The 19535-nt window shown below is 50.2% G+C and carries 20 protein-coding genes; 19 read left to right on the forward strand and 1 reads right to left on the reverse strand.

The window, feature by feature from the left end:
• The first annotated feature begins 12 nt into the window (after positions 1-12).
• From JDF658_RS03125 to JDF658_RS03170, 9 genes are all read left to right on the forward strand, one after another.
• Complete coding sequence (locus tag JDF658_RS03125) at positions 13-417, forward strand: hemerythrin domain-containing protein (RefSeq protein ID WP_078665115.1); 405 nt, start codon at positions 13-15, stop codon at positions 415-417.
• 273 nt (positions 418-690) lie between these two features.
• A complete protein-coding gene (locus JDF658_RS03130) occupies positions 691-2445 on the forward strand; it encodes an L-lactate permease (RefSeq protein ID WP_078665114.1) in 1755 nt (584 codons plus the stop codon).
• A gap of 90 nt (positions 2446-2535) precedes the next feature.
• Positions 2536-3930 carry an FAD-binding oxidoreductase gene (locus JDF658_RS03135; RefSeq protein WP_079906448.1) on the forward strand — a complete coding sequence of 465 codons (1395 nt, stop codon included), beginning with the start codon at positions 2536-2538 and terminating at the stop codon, positions 3928-3930.
• A gap of 5 nt (positions 3931-3935) precedes the next feature.
• Positions 3936-5234 carry a (Fe-S)-binding protein gene (locus JDF658_RS03140; protein WP_079906449.1) on the forward strand — a complete coding sequence of 433 codons (1299 nt, stop codon included), beginning with the start codon at positions 3936-3938 and terminating at the stop codon, positions 5232-5234.
• Between the two features lie 2 nt (positions 5235-5236).
• A complete protein-coding gene (locus JDF658_RS03145; RefSeq protein WP_078665111.1) occupies positions 5237-5788 on the forward strand; it encodes a lactate utilization protein in 552 nt (183 codons plus the stop codon).
• Entirely contained in the window at positions 5788-7923 is a 2136-nt protein-coding gene (gene ldhH / locus JDF658_RS03150) for an L-lactate dehydrogenase (quinone) large subunit LdhH (RefSeq protein ID WP_078665110.1), read from the forward strand. Before JDF658_RS03145 ends, ldhH begins: the two co-directional genes overlap by 1 nt.
• Before the next feature lie 80 nt (positions 7924-8003).
• Positions 8004-8714: a FadR/GntR family transcriptional regulator gene (locus JDF658_RS03155; RefSeq protein ID WP_078665109.1), complete on the forward strand. Its 711-nt coding sequence runs from the start codon at positions 8004-8006 to the stop codon at positions 8712-8714.
• A gap of 24 nt (positions 8715-8738) precedes the next feature.
• On the forward strand, positions 8739-9752 hold the full coding sequence (locus tag JDF658_RS03160; RefSeq protein WP_079906450.1) for an alpha-hydroxy-acid oxidizing protein: 1014 nt from the start codon (positions 8739-8741) through the stop codon (positions 9750-9752).
• 514 nt (positions 9753-10266) lie between these two features.
• Positions 10267-10785: a YhcN/YlaJ family sporulation lipoprotein gene (locus JDF658_RS03170; RefSeq protein WP_079906451.1), complete on the forward strand. Its 519-nt coding sequence runs from the start codon at positions 10267-10269 to the stop codon at positions 10783-10785.
• Positions 10786-10787: 2 nt separating this feature from the next.
• On the opposite strand, the gene JDF658_RS03175 is transcribed toward JDF658_RS03170, so the two are convergent.
• Positions 10788-11294, reverse strand: coding sequence for a hypothetical protein (locus JDF658_RS03175; protein WP_078665106.1), 507 nt, complete (start codon positions 11292-11294; stop codon positions 10788-10790).
• 120 nt (positions 11295-11414) lie between these two features.
• Here JDF658_RS03175 and JDF658_RS03180 point away from each other — a divergent pair, with 120 nt between their 5' ends.
• The 10 genes from JDF658_RS03180 (at position 11415) to JDF658_RS03220 (ending at position 19509) form a co-directional block, all read left to right on the forward strand.
• Positions 11415-12050 (forward strand): methyltransferase domain-containing protein, encoded by a 636-nt coding sequence (locus JDF658_RS03180; RefSeq protein WP_078665105.1) that lies wholly within the window; start codon positions 11415-11417, stop codon positions 12048-12050.
• Between the two features lie 185 nt (positions 12051-12235).
• On the forward strand, positions 12236-13588 hold the full coding sequence (locus JDF658_RS03185; protein WP_079906452.1) for a radical SAM/SPASM domain-containing protein: 1353 nt from the start codon (positions 12236-12238) through the stop codon (positions 13586-13588).
• Positions 13589-13610: 22 nt separating this feature from the next.
• The gene (locus JDF658_RS14365) at positions 13611-13766 is read left to right on the forward strand and encodes a hypothetical protein (protein WP_159071838.1); all 156 of its coding nucleotides are present in this window, start codon (positions 13611-13613) and stop codon (positions 13764-13766) included.
• A gap of 109 nt (positions 13767-13875) precedes the next feature.
• Positions 13876-15165, forward strand: coding sequence for a thioredoxin-disulfide reductase (gene trxB, locus JDF658_RS03190; RefSeq protein ID WP_079906453.1), 1290 nt, complete (start codon positions 13876-13878; stop codon positions 15163-15165).
• 110 nt (positions 15166-15275) lie between these two features.
• Positions 15276-16046 carry a helix-turn-helix domain-containing protein gene (locus JDF658_RS03195; RefSeq protein WP_079906454.1) on the forward strand — a complete coding sequence of 257 codons (771 nt, stop codon included), beginning with the start codon at positions 15276-15278 and terminating at the stop codon, positions 16044-16046.
• 80 nt (positions 16047-16126) lie between these two features.
• A complete protein-coding gene (locus tag JDF658_RS03200) occupies positions 16127-16321 on the forward strand; it encodes a 4Fe-4S dicluster domain-containing protein (protein ID WP_159071839.1) in 195 nt (64 codons plus the stop codon).
• 13 nt (positions 16322-16334) lie between these two features.
• Complete coding sequence (locus JDF658_RS03205) at positions 16335-16622, forward strand: hypothetical protein (RefSeq protein ID WP_079906455.1); 288 nt, start codon at positions 16335-16337, stop codon at positions 16620-16622.
• Between the two features lie 126 nt (positions 16623-16748).
• The gene (locus JDF658_RS03210; RefSeq protein ID WP_079906456.1) at positions 16749-17429 is read left to right on the forward strand and encodes a redox-sensing transcriptional repressor Rex; all 681 of its coding nucleotides are present in this window, start codon (positions 16749-16751) and stop codon (positions 17427-17429) included.
• Positions 17430-17587: 158 nt separating this feature from the next.
• Complete coding sequence (locus JDF658_RS03215) at positions 17588-18286, forward strand: DUF5714 domain-containing protein (RefSeq protein ID WP_079906457.1); 699 nt, start codon at positions 17588-17590, stop codon at positions 18284-18286.
• Positions 18286-19509: a HAMP domain-containing sensor histidine kinase gene (locus JDF658_RS03220; protein WP_159446543.1), complete on the forward strand. Its 1224-nt coding sequence runs from the start codon at positions 18286-18288 to the stop codon at positions 19507-19509. Before JDF658_RS03215 ends, JDF658_RS03220 begins: the two co-directional genes overlap by 1 nt.
• The last annotated feature ends 26 nt before the right edge of the window (positions 19510-19535 follow it).

A 19535-nucleotide genomic window follows, 5' to 3' on the forward strand; every position in this document is an offset into this window, starting at 1 on the left:
GAGGTGGTTGAAATGGCCGGGTTGGTAGATGCTTTGAAAAGTGATCATGCTGTGATTCTGGCGACCCTGAACAAAATTAAGGAAGTGGGCATATCCAGTAAAGAAGGACGGGATAAGCTTCTGGAAGTCAAAAACCTGCTACTGCACCATCTACAGAGAGAAGACAGGGAACTTTATCCCCATCTACGGCGAGCAGCAGAGGTTGATATCTCTTTGCGCCAGACTCTGGAGTTATTCGCCAAAGACATGGATGAGATTTCGCGGCTGGCTATGGAGTTTTTTCAGAAATACGCCCAGGGTGGGGCCGGGATCGAATTTGCGCGGGATTTTGGCCGTTTATATGCGACTTTGGGAGAAAGAATCAGGCGGGAAGAAAACATAATCTATGTTCGCTTTCAGCAATTAGAGAAAAAATAAGGGGGCAAGTGCCCTCTTATTTTTTACTGAATTTGTACTAAAAATAACTTTTGAAATTATCAAAAAATTTGCTTCTTTCAGCAGGAATTGTGATAAAGTTGTCGAATATGTTAATGGCAAAGTGGTCAGGCCAATAGTCCATCAAACAAGATGACAGGTCTGAAAGCCTGATAATAAGCGATTTTTAAGCCGGGGGTGAAATGAAGGGGGAAAAAGACAAACTAGTTATAATGAAAACGCTGGCACAAAATTGGAAAGGAGAGGTAAAAAATTATGACCTGGAAAATGGTGATTGATCCTTTAAACAACATCGGCCTCTCTGCATTGATGGCAGCTGTGCCCATTCTCTATATGTTCTGGGCTCTGGCTGTCAAGCGGATGAAGGGGCATATCGCCGGGGTCACAACAGTTATTCTGGCGGTACTGGTAGCGATTTTCGGTTACGGCATGCCTGCTAAACTGGCCCTTCTCTCAACTGGCTATGGTATGCTTTATGGTCTGTTCCCCATTGCCTGGATAGTTGTTACTGCTGTTTATCTCTACAACATTACTGTTAAAACCGGTCAATTTGAAATCATTAAAAACTCCATCGCCTCCATTACCGATGACCGGCGTTTACAGGCCTTATTGATTGCTTTTTCCTTTGGTGCCTTCCTGGAAGGGGCAGCTGGTTTCGGTACACCGGTGGCTATCTCCGGTGCGATGCTGGTCGGTCTGGGCTTTAACCCCCTCTATGCTGCCGGGATTTGTTTGATCGCCAATACTGCACCAGTAGCCTTTGGCGGTGTGGGTATTCCTATAATCGTAGCTGGACAGGTAACCGGGATTGATGCGATGGCGATTAGCCAGATGGTAGGCCGGACTTTGCCGTTCCTGTCTGTGATGGTACCTTTTTACCTGATTATACTGATGGCTGGATGGAAGAAGATGGTGGAAGTCTGGCCGGCGGTGCTGGTCAGCGGAGCTTCCTTTGCCATAGCCCAGTGGTATTCTGCTAACTACCTGAGCCCGATGTTGCCGGATATTATTGCATCTCTGGTATCCATTGTCGCTCTGGCTGCTTTTCTCAAAGTCTGGAAGCCGCCCACAACCTGGCGCTTTGCTGATGAAGCCCCCAGCCTGGGGAAAGAAAAATTGCAGTATAGTGCCGGGCAGGTTTTGAAAGCCTGGGCTCCCTTTATCATTCTGACCATCTTCATCACAGCCTGGGGCTTGAAGCCGGTTAAAGATGCTCTGGATTATTTCGGTCTGGTCAAGTTTGAAATTCCTGGCCTGCATAATATGATCATCAAAGGCGAAAAACCTATGGAAGCGATCTTTAAGCTCAATTATCTGAGTGCAGCAGGTACGGCTATCCTGATTTCGGCTTTTGTTTCCATCATTATGCTGGGCATGCCTATTTCCGAAGGGATCAAAACCTTCTTTGAAACCCTGAAGACTCTGCGTTATCCTATTTTGACCATAGCTTCCGTTCTGGGCTTTGCCTATATTGCCAACTTCTCTGGTATGTCCATTACCATGGGTACAGCTTTAGCAGCAACCGGTAAATTCTTCCCCTTCTTTGCACCTTTCCTGGGCTGGCTGGGTGTATTCATTACCGGTTCCGATACCTCGGCCAATGCTCTGTTTGGCAAACTGCAAGCAGTTACGGCCGATAAAATCGGCGTTGACCCGGTGGTCACAGTGGCCGCCAATACTTCGGGTGGGGTTACCGGTAAGATGATTTCTCCCCAGTCCATCGCAGTTGCTACTGCTGCCGTTGGTCTGGTTGGACATGAAGCCGATCTCTTCCGCTTTACGGTTAAACATTCCTTGATTTTTGCCACCATTATCGGTGTTTTTGTAACCTTGCAGGCATATGTACTGACCTGGATGATTCCCAAGTATAAAATGGTAGAAGCAGCGGCTGCTGCAGCTGCTCAAAAAGTATTCCCGACTCTGGGTGCGACTTACCTGGGGTATACAGTGGCACTGGTTGCTCTCGTTTTTATCCTGGTTCTGGTCATGAACCGGAAAAAGACAGCGTAAGTTGTGATGGCGGACAGGGAGGAAAAGCTCCCTGTCTCTTCCCTTTAGTGTGGTCAGACCATCAGACCTTAATAACAAGGAGGAGAAAACATGCTGGAGCATAAGATACTGGAGCAATTGCAGGAAATAGTCGGTACCCAGAATGTCCTGACCAAAAAAACTGACCTGATCACTTACAGTTATGATGCTACTGCTGATATGCCCCGCCAGTTACCTGATGTGGTGGTCTTGCCGGCAACTACGGAGGAAGTAAAGCGGATAGTAGAACTGGCCCGGTCGAACCAGCTGGCTATCTATCCCCGGGGAGCCGGGACAAACCTGAGTGGTGGCACCATTCCCTTGAAAAGGGGGATAGTTCTTTCCTTCCAGCGGATGAATGCTATTCTGGAAGTGGATGCCGATAACTTAACGGCCACCGTTCAGCCGGGGGTCATTATCCAGGATCTGAACAATGCGGTGGCTAAATTTGGTCTGATTTATCCCCCCGATCCCGGGACAGTGGCTACTGCCACCATGGGCGGCTCGGTTTCCGAGTGTTCCGGCGGATTACGTGGCTTAAAGTACGGGGTGACCAAACACTATGTCATGGGTATGGAAGTAGTACTGGCCAGTGGTGAAGTGGTACGATTTGGTGGGAAAACAGTGAAAAATGTGACTGCCTATGATTTTGCCTCTCTGTTTGTAGGTTCAGAGGGTACTCTGGGCATTATAACTGAAATTACGGTAAAATTGATTCCGGCGCCCAAATATCGTCGTTCCCTGTTAGCCCTCTTTGATCGTCTGGAGGACGCCGGTAACACCGTTTCCGGGATTATTAGAAATCATGTGATTCCGGCAACCCTGGAAATTATGGATAAAAAGACGATTGAAACTGTAGAAAATTACGCTAAAGTCGGTTTGCCAACCGATGTAGAGGCGTTATTACTGATAGAAGTAGATGGGATGGTACCGGAATTGGTAGAAGCAGAAGCTCAGGTGGTTCTGCGGGTAATCCAGGAAAATAATGGTAAGGTGCGGATGGCTGCCACTGACCAGGAACGGGAACAACTGTGGGCAGCCCGGCGGGCAGCATTGCCAGCTCTAGCCCAGCTCAGTCCGACTACAGTGCTGGAAGATGCAACTGTTCCCCGGACGCGAATTACCGACATGCTGCTGGCAATTCAAAAAATTGCCGAAAAGTATCGGCTGAATATCGGTACTTTTGGACATGCCGGTGATGGCAATTTGCATCCCACCATTCTGGCGGATGCCAGCAATCAAGAGGAGATGACCAGAGTCCATCAGGCGGTGGACGAGATTTTTGCTGCTGCCCTCAGCATGGGCGGAACTTTATCGGGAGAGCACGGGATCGGTATAGCCAAAATGAAGTACCTTAAGGATGAACTGGGTCAGCCAGGGTTGGCCTTAATGCGTCGGGTAAAAGAGGCCCTGGATCCTGATTATCTGCTCAACCCCGGCAAAATGGTCCCATTGAAAGGGGAGTAACTGCCATGGCTACACTTTACGATGATTTGCAACAGGTTAAACCGGAACTGGCCAAATGCATGAAATGCGGTAATTGTATGGCAGTCTGTCCTATATATATCACCGAGAAAACGGAAGCCGGGGTAGCCCGGGGGAAAATCACCCTGGCAGAGGCTTTGCTGGCAGGAGATTTGGACCTGCAGGATGAAGATTTAATCCACAAACTGTTTAACTGTCTGGTTTGTAAATCCTGTATGCAGAATTGTCCCTGTGGTGTAAAGTTTGACCGCATTATCCTGGCCTTGCGGGCGGAGATCGCCCGACAGAAGGGGTTACACCCGCTGAAAAAAGCCATTTTTGCAGCCTTGAAAAAACAGGGTTTATTTGATCTGGGTATGCGTCTGGGCGGCAGTTTTCAGGGCCTGGTTTTCCGCCGCCATCCGGAAAAGAAAGCCTACTATCCCCGTTTTCGCATGGGTTTAAGTATGAAGCGAATCTTGCCTGCCCTGGCTCCAGTTCCTTTCCGCAGCCAGGTTCCGGCTCTGGTGTCTGCCAGCAAAGAAGGGGAAAAGCCATTGCGGGTGGCTTTCTTCACCGGTTGTTCGATCAATTATATTTACCCCCAGATCGGTCATGATGTTATAGAAGTACTGAAAGAAAACGGGGTGGAAGTAGTAATTCCCAGGGACCAGTGCTGTTGCGGCATTGCAACCTTTGTGCACGGGGATGTGGCAACAGCCAGGGAACTGGCCCGCAAGAATCTGGAAGCTTTTTCCGATTGTGGTGCTGATTATATTATTACTGCCTGTGGCTCCTGCGGGGGTTCCTGGCAGCATGAATTCAAGGAATTGCTGGGGGATGACCCCATATATGGACCTAAAGCCGAATACTGGAGCAGCCGCACTTATGATATTTCTACCTTTTTAACCAGAGTTATCAACTACCGCAAACCTCAGGGAGAAATAAATGTAACAGTAACCTATCACGACCCCTGTCATTTGAAAAAGACCATGAAGGTTTATCAGGAACCGAGGGAAATCCTGCGGGCGATTCCTGGGGTGGAACTGAAGGAGATGAACAAGCCCGATGCCTGTTGTGGTAGTGGCGGTTCTTTTAGCTTAACCCATTATGAAACTTCTATGGAAATTAACCAGCGCAAAATTGCGGATGCCAGTCAGACCGGGGCAGAAGAAGTGATTACCGGCTGCCCGGCCTGTATGATGCATCTTGCCGATGGTATCAATCAGTTTGGCAAGGGTCAGGAGGTAGTCCACTATATTTCGCTCCTGGCTGAGTCCTACCGGAAGGAAAAAGGAGGAAAATAGCTGTGTGGGAAGCTTTTAAGACCCGGGCTGAAGCTGTGGGGGCAGAAGTTTATCGTTTTGCCAGTCAGACAGAAGCTCTGGATTTCATTTTAACTTTCCTGGTACAGGAGGGGGTGGCAAACAGACCTGGAGCTTATGCGTTCTGGGCAGATTCGCCCCTGATTCAGGGAATGGACTTAAGTGCTCTTGAGGAAAAAATTCCTGGCCTGAAATTCGCCTGCACTAAGGAACTGGCCGCCCAGGCGCGGATTGGTATCAGTCAAATGGACTGGGGTCTGGCGGACACTGGTACTCTGGTACAGGTTGCTACTCAGGTGGAGCAAAGACTGGTTTCCACTCTGCCGGAAATTCACCTGGCTATTCTGGGGACCCGGCAGATTCTGCCGGACATGGGCACTCTCCTGCCCCGGGTTAAGCCCACTGAAGCCAGCTACCTGGCGTTTATTACCGGTCCCAGTCGTACCGCTGATATCGAGCGGGTACTGACCATCGGGGTGCATGGACCTGGACGACTGGTGATTGTGCTGGTGGACGATCTGGGAGGTGGCAACTAATGACCGAGCAATTTAAACAGTCGATTGAACAGGCCCTGCACAATCCCAATCTGACCGGAGCGCTGGGTCGGTTTTCCGAGGCCTATGTCATCAGCCGGGCCAAAGCCTATGAAGGAATTGATTTTGAAGGTTTGCGCAGTCGTATAGCCGAAATCAAGGGAGGAGCGGCTGAACGGCTGGAAGAGCTGGCCCAGCAGTTTCAGCGAGAGGCGGAAGCCAGGGGAGCAAAAGTCTTTCGGACCAGCAGTCCCCAGGCGGTAAAGGAATATATATTAAACCTGGCCCGGGAAAAGGGAGTCAAACTGGTGGTCAAATCCAAGTCCATGGCCTCTGAGGAGATTCACCTCAATCCCTATCTGGAACAGGCCGGACTGACAGTGAAGGAGACTGACCTGGGGGAATGGATTATCCAGCTAGCTGGCCAAAAGCCCTCTCATATGGTGATGCCAGCAATTCACATGACCAAAGAAGAAGTGGCGGATTTGTTCAGCAAAGAAGTTCAGGAACGCCTTACCAGTGATATTCCGCGCCTGGTCAAGGTGGCCCGCCAGGAACTGCGCCAGTATTTTCTGGCAGCGGATATGGGCATTTCCGGGGCCAATATAGCAGTAGCGGAAACGGGCACCCTGGTGCTGGTGACCAATGAAGGGAATGCCCGGCTGGTCACTACTTTGCCCCGCATCCATGTGGCCATAGTAGGGCTGGAAAAACTGGTTCCCTCTTTTACCGATATAGCTCCGATTCTGCAGGCGCTGCCCCGCAGTGCTACCGGGCAATTGCTGACCAGCTATGTTTCCATGATCACCGGGTCCACCCCCAATCCCGACGGGTCGGGAAAAGAACTGCACATCATCCTCATGGATAATCGCCGCTCGGAAATGGCCCGGGATCCCAAATTCAAGGAAGCTCTGCAGTGTATCCGCTGCGCTTCCTGTCTCAATGTTTGTCCTGTTTACCGGTTGGTAGGGGGCCACGTTTTCGGGCATGTTTATGCTGGTGGCATTGGCACCATCTTGACAGCCTGGTTTGATGAGCTGAAGAAATCGGAAGAAATTCAGGGCCTTTGTATCATGTGTGGACGCTGCCGGGAAGTCTGTCCGGGCAAAATCGATATCCCGGAATTGATTGTGGAAATCCGGCGGCGGCTGGTCAAGGAAGAGGGGCAATCCCTGACTCAGAAGGCCATCTTTTCCGGGGTATTAAGCAATCGCCGCCTCTTTCATTCCCTGTTGCGGGCAGCATCCCTGGCGCAAAAACCCTTTGCCAGGGGAGGTTTTATCCGGCATTTACCTCTGTTTTTCTCCGGGCTGGCTGAGTTTCGCAGTTTACCCACCATTGCTGAAACGCCGTTGCGAGACCGGGTGAAGCAGATTAAACAAACCCCTGCCAGGGAAAAAGCAGTTTTTTATGCTGGCTGCCTGATTGATTTCGCCTATCCGCAGATGGGAGAAGCGGTCATCAAGGTATTGAACAAAGCAGGAATAGAAGTAGTTTTTCCGGAAGGGCAGACCTGCTGCGGAGCGCCGGCCCGCTACAACGGGGCTTTCGAAGTAGCGGCCCAGAATGCAGTGGATAACCTGAAAGCCCTGCTGTCAACCGAGGCAAGTTATGTGGTTTCCGCCTGTCCTACCTGTACCGCGGCCTTAAAACATGAATTCATCAGCACCCTGGAAACCCAGGGGCGGCAGGAATGGTTGTCCCGGGCCAGAGAACTGGCAGCTAAAACGGTGGATTTCTCAAGTCTGGTGAAAAAATTGGTGGATGAAGGACGGCTGACTCTGCTGGAAGGCGAGACACTGGAAAAGGTGACATACCACGACTCCTGCCATTTAAAACGAACCCTGAAGGTATGGCAGCAACCACGGGAACTGTTGCAAAAAGCTGGATACCAGCTGGCGGAAATGTTCGAAGCCGATATGTGCTGCGGTATGGGGGGGTCTTATTCCCTTAAATTCCCGGAAATCTCTGCCCCCATTCTGCAAAGGAAATTGCAGAATATCAAGAACACCGGCGCTACCACCGTGGCCATGGATTGTCCTGGCTGTGTGATGCAGATTGCCGGCGGTTTCGATAAACAAGGGGAAGGGATTCGGGTCAAGCATACAGCTGAACTTCTTGCGGAAAAATTAAAATAAAAAATCCCCTGCGTCTGAAGGAACTTGCCCCGCTTGTGTAGAAAATATTTTAATATTCTGTTCTTGCAGGGGGTAAAGTTATGGAATTTCGGCCTATCAAGCCCAAAAAAATATATGAGGAAATTGTCGAACAGATCAGGGATTTGATGGCGGAAGGCGATTTGAAACCGGGAGATAAACTCCTGTCCGAACGGGAATTAGCGGAAAAACTGCAAGTCAGCCGGGCTTCGGTGAGGGAAGCCCTCAGAGCCCTGGAAATGATGGGTTTTGTGGAAATACGCACCGGTGAGGGCACCTTTGTGCGGGAAGCCTGTAGTGACGCCATCATCCAGCCCCTGGCCATGTTTCTCTCCATCGAGCGGGGCAATTTCTTTGAAATTTATGAAGTGCGGAAAATATTCGAAACGGCGGCAGCGCGTTTGGCTGCGGAACGGGCTACACCGGAGGAAATCCAGAAGATAGAAGAAGCGCTGAAACAGATGGAAGATAATGTGGCAGATTTCGAGAAAGGGGAAGTTAGTGATACCGCCTTTCATTATGCCATTGCCGAAGCCACCCATAACGGTTGGCTGGTGCGATTGATGCGTACCATTTCCGACTCCTTTCACAGTGCAATAGTAGCGGCCCGCAAGCAGTTGTTCCTGACTCCGGGAAACGGGGAAAAGCTAATGGAACAGCACCGCCGCATTTATGATGCCATCCGGAACAAACAGCCCCAGGCGGCGGAGCGGGCCATGCTGGATCATCTCCTTTTTGCTGAGGCGGAACTGGCCAAAAAGATCAAAGAATAATTGCTAGACTGGAGGGAAAGAAAAATGGACTTGGCAGCTATCAGAAAAAACGCCAGGGAAAAATTACAGGGCTATTGCCGGGTTTGTCCGGTTTGTGATGGGCGGGCCTGTGCCGGTGAAGTGCCAGGGATGGGAGGTCTGGGCACTGGTAGTGCTTTTCGAGCCAATCTGGAGGCCCTGGCAGCCTATCGCTTCAACATGCGGACTATTCATGAAGTTAAAGAGCCAGATACTACCCTGGAGCTATGGGGAGAAAAACTGGCCCTACCAGTACTGGCAGCACCCATGACCGGCACTCCTTATAATATGGGTGGCCAGTTAACCGAGGAAGAATTTATCGAGTATATTATTGCCGGGTCGTTGCAAGCCGGTACGCTGGGCATGAGCGGGGATGGAGCTGACCCGACCATGTATGACAGCGGCCTGAAAGCCATTGCCAGACACCAGGGGAAAGGCATTGCCATTATCAAACCGCGGGCCCAGGAGGAAATCATCAAGCGCATCCGCCAGGCAGAGGCAGCCGGGGCGCTGGCTGTTGGTGTGGATATAGATGGCGCTGGCCTGATCACCATGGCCCTCAAAGGGCAACCGGTAGGCCCCAAAACCCTGGCGGAAATCAAAGAGCTGGTACAGGCTACAACATTGCCCTTCATTCTCAAGGGCATCATGACTCCGGAAGAGGCAGAACTGGCTGTGGAGGCAGGAGCTAAAGCCATAGTAGTTTCCAATCATGGTGGAAGGGTACTGGATTTCACACCGGGAGCTGCCGAAGTATTGCCGGAAATCGCCAGCCGGGTCAAGGGCAAAGTGCTGATTTTTGCCGATGGGGGAGTACGCAGCGGGGCCGATGTCCTGAAACTGCTGGCCCTGGGGGCAGATGCCGTTCTGGTAGGCCGTCCTCTGGTAGTGGGAGCTTTTGGGGGCGGTCAGGAAGGAGTTGCCTTCCTGCTCAACAAAATGAAAGGCGAACTGGTTCAGACTATGCTTTTGACCGGAACTGCCTCGGTTAAAAATGTAAAGCGGGAAATCCTGTTCTAAAAAACAAGACCGGAAGCGCAGAGGGCGTTTCCGGTTTTGTTTTTTAGATAAAAAAGTAAATACAAGTTATATAATTTGCATAAATTATACAGAAGCATTTTCAGTTATCTGACGGTAGGCGGTTTCCCTGAACTTGCCTTGTCGAAAGACGATTATTATGCCCAGAGGATGCTACGGGAAGATGTAGTGGATAAGGTATTAAAGCGAGACATTCCGTCGCTATTTAACATCCGTAATGCGGCAGTTCTGGAGAAAGTGTTCCTATACCTGTGTTTTAACTCATCTCAAATTATTAATATTACGACGATGAGTAAGGCGAAATAGTTGCTGCCATTGTCGTAACCAAAAGGCCGAAGGATTTCGGCGTGATGCCTCATCCTACCAGAATACCTATTATGCGAATCCCAGCCCACGTTTTTTTGTATTTATTAGGGCATGCTGAAAAGACTCGTATGAGTTGACAGTGGGTAGTTGCGGTTAAAATAAAACACAAAAGGAACAAGGAGGACTGACAATGAAAAAGGGTTTACCCCTCTTTTTAGCGCTAATTCTATTTACTGGCCTTGCCTTTTTTTATCTCTACCGTGATGCGGGATTACCGCGAGGGGCAGAAAACCTGCTGCAGCAACCTCAGCGAAAAGTGGGATTGAGACCGGAAAATCCGGCACCTCAGCTGCCCCTGCCGCCTCATCCCCTGGGGAGAGCAGGTACCGCGGGGAAGGCTCCGGCCACTCCGGCTGATGGGGCTCAGGCTGCTGCCGCCTGGGAACAATTCCTGGCAAAAAAACCGGGGATAGAACAACCGGTGGTAGTTATCTGGCATAACCGGATCTATATCGCTGTTCCTGAACTGACGCCGGAAAGCGAGCAGAAAATCAGGAAGATAGTCAAGGAACAGGAACCCGGCTGGCAAGAGGTGATCATAACCAGTAGCCCGGAAAACCGGGCCAGATTGCAAAAAATAGCTGCTGCCATTCGTCAGGGACGGATGGCAGCGGACTTTGCCAGTGAATTAAGTCAGATCAAATCCTGAACTTATTGACCTGGTGGTGGGGTGGGGAGTTTGCTCAGTAACTCAGTGGACTGGACTAGATATTTTTTACCCACTTTAGTTATACGAAACTTAAGGTAGACTTGACCGGTGCCTGCTGGTCCAATGGGGAAAAAGAGACTGTGGGTTACCACCAGCCGCTCATAGGAATCTCCTTCCAGTAAAGCCGCTTCAAAATCAGCGCGATTGAAGCGGATTGTTCCTACTTTATACTGGCGCGCTATTTTTTGCAGGGCAGCCGGATAACTAACCTCCAGCCAGCGGCGGTTGGCGGGACTGCTCATTTTTTTGGCTTTATCCAGCTGGTTTTTGGCGATCGCCCGTGCGTAGGCATCAGCAGTACCCATAATATCCAGGGGCAAGTCTTCTACTGGCGTGGGCAGCTGGGCCAGAGGTGGTGGTTCGGCTGGTTTGGGCTTGCGCTGGGGGGTACAGGCAAAAAGTACAGGCATCAGCAATACAATTAAGATAATAAAACGAATTTGGCGCATAGGACTAACCTCCTTGTCCGGATTTACACTATTAGTATGTCCAAAAATTAAAATCGCTTTTGACATTTTCAGCGAAAAAATGTTATAATATAGCTGTTGATACCCGGAGGGGGTAACGGTATGGAGAAAGAAATCATTCAGCGTTATACCAGAGAAGCAACAGCTTGCTCCAATCTGAGCTGTGGTTCCAATCTGGAGCTGGCTGATTTACAACCAGGTGAGTGGGTACTGGACCTTGGTTGCGGTCGTGGTGCTGATGTGCTGCGGGCTGTAGACCTGGTCAGGCCAGGAGGCAAAGCGGTTGGTCTGGATTTGACTCCAGCCATGCTGGAACAGGCGCGAGCAGCTGCCCGCCAGGAGGAGAAAGCAGAGGAATGTGAATTTATTCAAGGTGACCTGACCCGGCTGCCTTTTCCGGAGGCAACTTTTGACTGTGTGCTCAGCAACTGTGTGATTAACCATGTCCACGATAAATTTCGGGCCTACCGGGAAATCGCCCGGGTTCTGAAGCCGGGAGGCAGAATGGTAATCAGTGATGCTGTCTCGCTGGTACCACTGCCGGAGGAAGTAAAACAGGATCCACAGGCCTGGGCCGATTGCTGGGGAGGAGCCATTACGGAAGAGGAATATCTGGCAGCCATTGAGGCGGCTGGTTTCCAGCAAATAGTTATCCTCAAACGGCGAGAATACCTGAAGAACGGGTATCCTTTTGCTAGTTTGACCCTGCGTGCCAGTAAAGGCAGGGAAGGGAGGTGACACTATGCGTCCTGTAACCAAAAAACAGGAGAAAAAGTGCTGCAGCGGAGCCCTGAACCTGGCTCAGTGCTGTTCCAAACAATCCAAAGTGGTGGCTGGTTGCCACGACTAATCCAGTTTAAGGCAGGAGCCGGCAGTGACAGCTAAGCTGTCCTGTCGGCTGCTTGCCGTCAAGGAGGGCAAGCATGTACTGGAGTAAATATAACCAGATTTTGCCTTTGTTCGAGGGCAAGGAATATGCCCTGGTCAATGCGCTCATGGGGCTGGTGGATTTTGCTACAGCGGAGGAAGGAGCGCAGCTGGAAGCCGCGGCAGCTGGTCGCTGGGAAGAGGTAGGACCGGAATTATTGAGTTATCTGCAGGACAGAGGTTATATCCTGCCTGATGCCACCAGTGAAAGCCTGTTGCTGGCTGATAAATATGGGGAATTTCAGCAGGAATTAGCCACTTCTCCCACCCATATTTTGTTAGTGCCTACCTACGCCTGTAACCTGGCCTGTACCTACTGTTTTCAGCAGGGCATGAAAGAGGGAGAATTAATCACTAAAGAAGTTGTGGATGCTTTTTTTCGACATATCAGCAGCAAATTTGGCCAGGAACAACCAAGGCCTTTTATTACTCTCTTTGGCGGTGAGCCGCTGATTGCCAGCCCCCGACAACTGGAAATTATTGATTATATTGCTCGTCAGGCAAAGACTAATGATTTCGAACTGGCTGCCGTAACCAATGGGTACGACCTGGAGCAGTTTGTTCCATTATTCCAGGCCAGTGGGGTAAGGATCAAAGAAATCCAGGTGACTATCGATGGGCCCCAGGAAGTTCACGATGCCCGTCGGGGTACAGCTGATGGTCGGGGTACTTTTGCTGAAATAATGAGAGGAATTAGGGCAGCGGTAGCGGCTGGTTTCCCCATCAATTTCCGGGTAGTAGTAGACAAAGAAAATTTACCTTCCCTCTTGCCCCTGGTGCGTTATCTGGAGGAACAGGGCTGGTTGGATTTGTCTCCTGGCCAGTTTAAAACTCAGCTGGGAAGAAATTATGAACTTTATGATTGCTACGCCAGGCCCCAGCATTTGTTCAACCGCCTGGAAATGTGGGCTGCTTATGCCGCTCTGGCTAAAAAAGAACCCCTCTTGCAAAAATTCCATCAGCCGGATTTCAAAGGCATCCGTTACCTGATAGAAAACGGAGAAATGCTGGTACCGGCTTTTGATACCTGTCCTGCAGCCAAAAAAGAATGGGTTTTTGATCTGCACGGCTATATTTATGGTTGTACCGCCACTGCCGGTCGGGCGGAGCATCGGCTGGGCACTTTCTGGCCGGAAGTGATATATGACCAGGAAGCCGTCAGACTCTGGCAAACCCGGAATGTGCTGACAATCCCAGAGTGTCGGGATTGTGCCGTAGCCCATGTTTGCGGCGGGGGATGCGGGGCGGTAGCCTGGAGTCGAACTGGCAAGGTTCAGGCACCGGACTGCAGACCGATTAAAGAACTTTATACCCTTGGTTTAGAATATTACCGGGATAAACTGGGGTAAACTAAGTCCGGAGGTGAGACCTGTGCCACAGGTAGTGCTGACGGAAGCGGAACGGGGTATTCTGGTGCAGGCGGCCCGCTATTGTTTGCAAAAATGCCGGGGTGGTGGGCCAGCTGCAGGTTGTGAAGATTGCAGTTTATTAGAGCGGGCATTAGGAAAACTGGAACAGGCCACCTGATCAGGTGGCTTTAATTTTTTTGAAGCAAAAATTTTGTTGACAGTAAGCTGAGCGGAATGGTAGAATAAGGTCAGGGAAATACCTATACGGGGTATAAGGAGGAAGAAAAATGAGTGAATTTGTAAAAGAGATCAGTGCAGCTGAATTTGAGTCTGAGGTATTGCACAGTGAACTGCCGGTAGCAGTTGATTTTTATTCCACAGATTGTCCGCCCTGTGCATATCTGGCTCCCAGTTATGAACGGATCGCTGAACAATATGGTTCTATGATGAAATTTGTGAAAATCTATCGCCAGGGCAACCGGGAACTGGCCAATCAGCTGGGAGTGAAAGGCAGCCCGACTGTATTGTTTTTCAAGAACGGGGAAGAAGCAGGCAAGCGATTGACGGGATATATCTCAAAACCTCAATTGCGCCTGGCTGTGGAAGAAATCACCGGGCCCCGTGTCAGGGAAGGTGGTTTGGCCAAGGTAGAGTGTGATGTTCTGATCCTGGGCGGTGGTCCTGCTGGACTTTCAGCGTCCATATATGCCGGCCGGGCCAAACTGCACACTGTGCTGGTTGACGAAGGATTGCCAGGTGGCCAGGCGGCTACCACTTTCCACATTGCCAACTATCCCGGTACTCCTGGCACGGTGCGGGGTAGCGAATTGATGCAAAACATGGTCAACCAGGCCAAATCCTTTGGAGTGGAAATTCATGACCTCAAGGAGATTTTCCAGGTGGATCTGACTGGAGAAAGAAAATATGTGCGTACAGAAGATACCGAGTATTACGCCAAGACAGTGATTATCGCTACCGGGGCGGAACCGCGAAAACTGCCGGCTGAAGGGGAAGAAGAATTCAGAGGCCGGGGTGTTCACTACTGTGCTACCTGTGATGGGGCTATGTATCAGGATGCGGATAATGTAATTGTTGTCGGAGGTGGAAACTCAGCAGTAGAAGAAGCGGTATTTTTGACCCGCTTTGCCAAACAGGTTACTATTGTGCACCAGTTTGATCACTTCCAGGCTTCCAAAATTGCTCAGGAGGAGGCCCTTAACCACCCGCAGATTAAAGTGGTGTGGGATTCAGAAGTACGGAAAGTTAACGGAGAAGGACACCTCACTTCAGTTACAGTGGAAAATGTAAAAACTGGAGAGCTTACTGATATTCCTGCCAATGGGGTATTCGTCTATATTGGCACCCAGCCCCGGACCCACTGGTTTAAAGGCCAGGTAGAAATGAATGAATGGGGTTATATTCAAGCCAATGAAGATATGGAAACCAATCTGCCTGGTGTTTTTGCTGCCGGGGATGTACGGGTGAAAAAATTCCGCCAGGTGGTTACAGCTGCTGCTGATGGAGCTATTGCCGGTATCATGGCGGAGAAATACCTGATGGAAAAAGCCAGAGGTTAAGAAAGATAGCTGCAGTGCTTAACTGCAGCTTTTTTATTGACGCCAACCAGCAACAGTAGTAAACTAGTTACGTAATATATATAAAGTTGGCGAAAAGGGTGGGAGAGAGGATGCAGATTAATGGCAACAAAATTCGGGAATTACGGGAAGCCCGCGGCTATAACCTGGTGGATTTTGCTGCAAAAGCCGGGTTATCCCCTTCCTATTTGAGCGAAATAGAACGGGGAGCGAAAAAGCCTTCACTGAAAACCCTGGGGCGTATTGCCAGTGCCTTGAATGTACCCCGTGAGGAGATAGTAGACATTTCCCAGGATGATGAAGGCCTGACTTTTGGGGACCGGGTAAGGCTGGCCCGTAAGAATAAGGGCTGGACGGTAACAGAACTGGCGCTAAAGGTGGGGTTATCTCCGGCCTATATCAGCGAGGTTGAAAAGGATAAAGTAATACCGGCAGTGAGTACCATGCGGCGTCTGGCCCAGGTGCTGGAAGTGAGTGTACCTACACTTCTCAATGAAAATGCCGCTTTAGGTCTGAAAGTGCGCATGCTGCGGGAAGAACAGGGCTTGACCCAGGCGGCTCTGGCTGGAGCGGCAGGGGTTTCTGCTGGGATGATCGCCCAGATTGAACAGGGAAAAGTCCAGCCCTCTTTCCGCACCATTGAGCGAATTGCCCAGGTACTGGGGGTATCGCCCTGTTATTTTGTCATGGATAATGAGAAACCGGAGGAAATTATCACAACCTTCAGCCCGCAATTGCGAGAACTGTTACAGGAAGAAAATGTGCAGGCTATCCTGCGCCAGATCTGTCATATGACAGAAAAAGAAATCCGTTTTATTCTTAATTTCATTCAGCTCTATCGGAAATCACGGTTGGATGAATGAATTTCCTTATTGACAGCGAAAAACTTGTAGAATATAATTTGATTAGAATATACCCTATCAGGGTAGGGTGGAGGGAGAAGATGTCTTCGACAAAAAGGGCCTTTCTTGATCCTGCTATTTGTAAAAACTGTCAGAGCTGCCCTCCCGCGGAACAATGCCCTGCCTATGCTATTGTAAGGGAAGATGAAGACGATTTTCGTTTTGTCGATCCCATGTGTGTAGGCTGTGGCAAATGTATTACCAATTGCCCTTATCAGGCTATCCGGTTGGTGTAAAGGGGGAAGCACTGTGCTGGAATGCAGTGATTGTGCCGCCATCCTGGGCGATTACCTGCGGCCCAAATTTTTTATGGTTCTGGAAAAGGAAAACCTGCAGGCCGCGAATGGGAAAGAAATTATTGCCCAAACTGTGGCGGTATTAATTATGCCCTGGATCGCACTTTTTGTCACAATTGCATCTATTCAGTATGGAAATGCCTTTAAGCCGGATGATGGGCATGATGCCTGGTATGATCAAATTTGCCCTGAAAGGGGCGGATTCTGGCGGAAAAAACAGAAAGCCTGGGCGGCAATGTAAACCGTCTGGCAACGCTGTTTCTGCGATCCGGCTCTTGTATTGAAGCGGTACAATCTGCTATAATATACCCTAAGGGGGTAGTAGGGTGCTTGCACCCGCCTTTATTCACAATGGAGGGTGAGCGGTATGAAAAATAAAGAGATTCCGGAACTAGTAGTCCGACGACTCAATCTCTATGCCCGCTGTCTGGGCTATCTGGAGGAAATGGGGGTATTAACTGTTTCATCTAAGGAACTAGGGGATCGCCTGGGCATTGCTGATACGCTGGTGCGGAAAGATTTGTCCTATCTGGGGGAATTCGGTCATCGAGGGGTAGGTTACTATGTCAGCCAGTTGCGCCATTCCATCCGCAAAATGATGGGGGCGGACAAACCCCGAGCATTAGTAATCGTTGGCGCTGGCAACCTGGGGCTAGGAATTGGCAAATATCACCAGCATTTTCTGGATAATCACCGGGTGGTGGCATATTTTGATACTGATCCGGAGAAAATCGGTCAATCGGTAGAGGGAATTCCGATCTATCCCATGGAAAAGATGGAGGAGATAGTTGCTGGCATGGGAGTGGAGCTGGCGGTACTGGCGGTTCCCAAGGATCAGGCCCAGCGGGCGGCTGAAAAACTGGTACTGGCCGGGGTGAGGGGGATTTTGAACTTTGCTCCTATTGCCCTGCAATTGCCGCCTACAGTGAGGGTTGCCTATGCCGATTTGACCCTGGAACTGCAAAACCTGGCCTATTTTCTTGAAAAAGAAGCTAATAGCACTAGCCCGGCCGGCTTTGTCATCAGTCGTCGGCGTAAGGAGGAGTAGATTTGGAAAAATTTTTGGAACTGATACCGGGCATCTTGCTGGTTCTCTTTATTTTATGGATGCTCCCCAAGAGCGGTACTGGCGGCGGTTGAGCGGGGGGCGCCTGTGAGGTTCCCTGGTCCAGGGAACAGGATGAAAAAAAGAGGAGGAAATAACCTGTGCAAAGAGATGCCTGTTTTGTCTGTGGTCAGCCCTTGATATATAATGACCAGACAGTTGAACAGACCTGTGTTTTCTGTGGGGAAAAGGAAATGAATGCTATAACTTGTCCTAACGGGCACTATCTCTGTAACCGTTGCCATGGCCTGGATGCCCTGGGGGTGATCCGGGAAACAACTCTGAAATCCTCAGAAACAGTGCCTGAAATCCTGGCGGAATTTTTAATGCAACACCCCACGGTTGCTATGCATGGACCGGAACATCATGCCCTGGTGCCAGCGGTACTGGTAGCGGTAACGGCTAATTTACTGGGCCTGGAGGAAAAGGAGGCCCTGGTGAAAGAGGCTATCAAACGGGGTAGCAGGGTACCAGGTGGACATTGCGGCTACTTTGGCGCTTGTGGAGCCGGGGTCGGTGTGGGCATTGCTGTCTCCGTGCTGACAGGAGCGACACCGTTGAAAAGGGAAGAGTGGTCCTGGGCGAACCGGGCAACTGCTATGGCTTTAGAGAAAATGGCGGATACCGGCGGCCCCCGTTGTTGCAAACGCTGTACCTTGCTGGCCCTGGCAGCCGGGAGGGAAGCCATTGCCCGCTTTTTGCAGGTGGAACTGCCCGCGGCTGCTGACTGGAAATGTCGTTATTTTTCCCGCAATCGCCAGTGTCTGGGACGGCAGTGTCCCTTTTGGGGGGATAAATGATGACGAAAGTTCAACGTTATTTATTGCTGGTGGTCGCCATTATGGCTGCCACTTTATTTTTCTTCGGTTTGCGCCAATTTGCACAAACTGAGGAACATATTCGGTCTATTTATTTGGAACGGGGAGCCGGAGTGGCCTGGCAAGTGGAAAACCGCTTGCGTCAATCCGGCCCAGTTAAACTCGATGAGGCGTTGTTAAGTATTGTTGGCCAGCGGGAAATAGCCGGATTGGTCGTATATAACCGGGAGTTAAAGGCGCTGGCACGAGCAGGCAGTATTGACCCCAGGCCATTAAAGTTAGAGAAATTGCCCCATGTGGAACCAGGTGAACAGGGGCTTGTGGTCTGGGTTCCTGTTCACTTGCCCGGGATTGACGGCGAGGGGGAAGGAAACAGTGGCGAACACAGACCGCGGGTAAAAGGGTTGCAGATTGTGTTTGAACCTATTACAGCCCAAAGCCTGCGCAGGGTGTCCTACTGGCAGCTAATTGCCAGCCTGGGGATTAGTCTGGGGTTTGTGTTGATGTCCTGGAATTTGTTGCAAAAAGAAAAAGAGGATATAAAAAAAGAAAAACTGGCTGAAATTGGTTTGCTCATGGCGGGCATTGCCCATGAAGTGCGAAATCCCGTGGCTGCGGTCAAAGGATTGGGACAACTGCTGTTAATGGATGAGTCTGATCCGGAAAAAAGGGAATATTTACAGAGCATTGTTGAAGAAAGCGGGCGTCTTGAGGAGTTTGCCGCTATTTTACTGACCTATACCAGGAGCGGAATTTTGCCGGTTGAGCCTATTTATATAAAGGAAATATTCGAGGAACTGGCATGGAAGTACGGGCCGGAACGCCTAATTGTGGAAATGGACAAGCAAGAGGCCAGGGTATTAGCAAACGGCGAAGCCTTGCGTCATGTCCTGTTAAATCTGCTGCAGAACGCCTGGCAGGTCATGGGAAGAAAAGAGGAAGCGCTGGTGGTAAAATTTAGAGAAGAAAAAGACTGGTTGTGGGTAGAGATTTTTGACCGCGGACCGGGTTTCGGCGAAAAAGTACTGCAAATGGAAGGACTAATGGAATCGGACAAACCCGGCGGTTACGGGCTGGGCCTTGCTTTATCCCGTAAGATAACCGAGCTGATGGGTGGCGAATTGATCCTGGCCAATTATAATGGCGGGGGTCGGGTTACACTCAAGCTGAGGAGGTGGGAGGATGAAAAAGATACTGGTTATTGATGATGAGAAATCCGTACGTTTGATGC

The organism is Carboxydocella sp. JDF658, from assembly GCF_002049395.1.
Lineage (GTDB): Bacteria > Bacillota.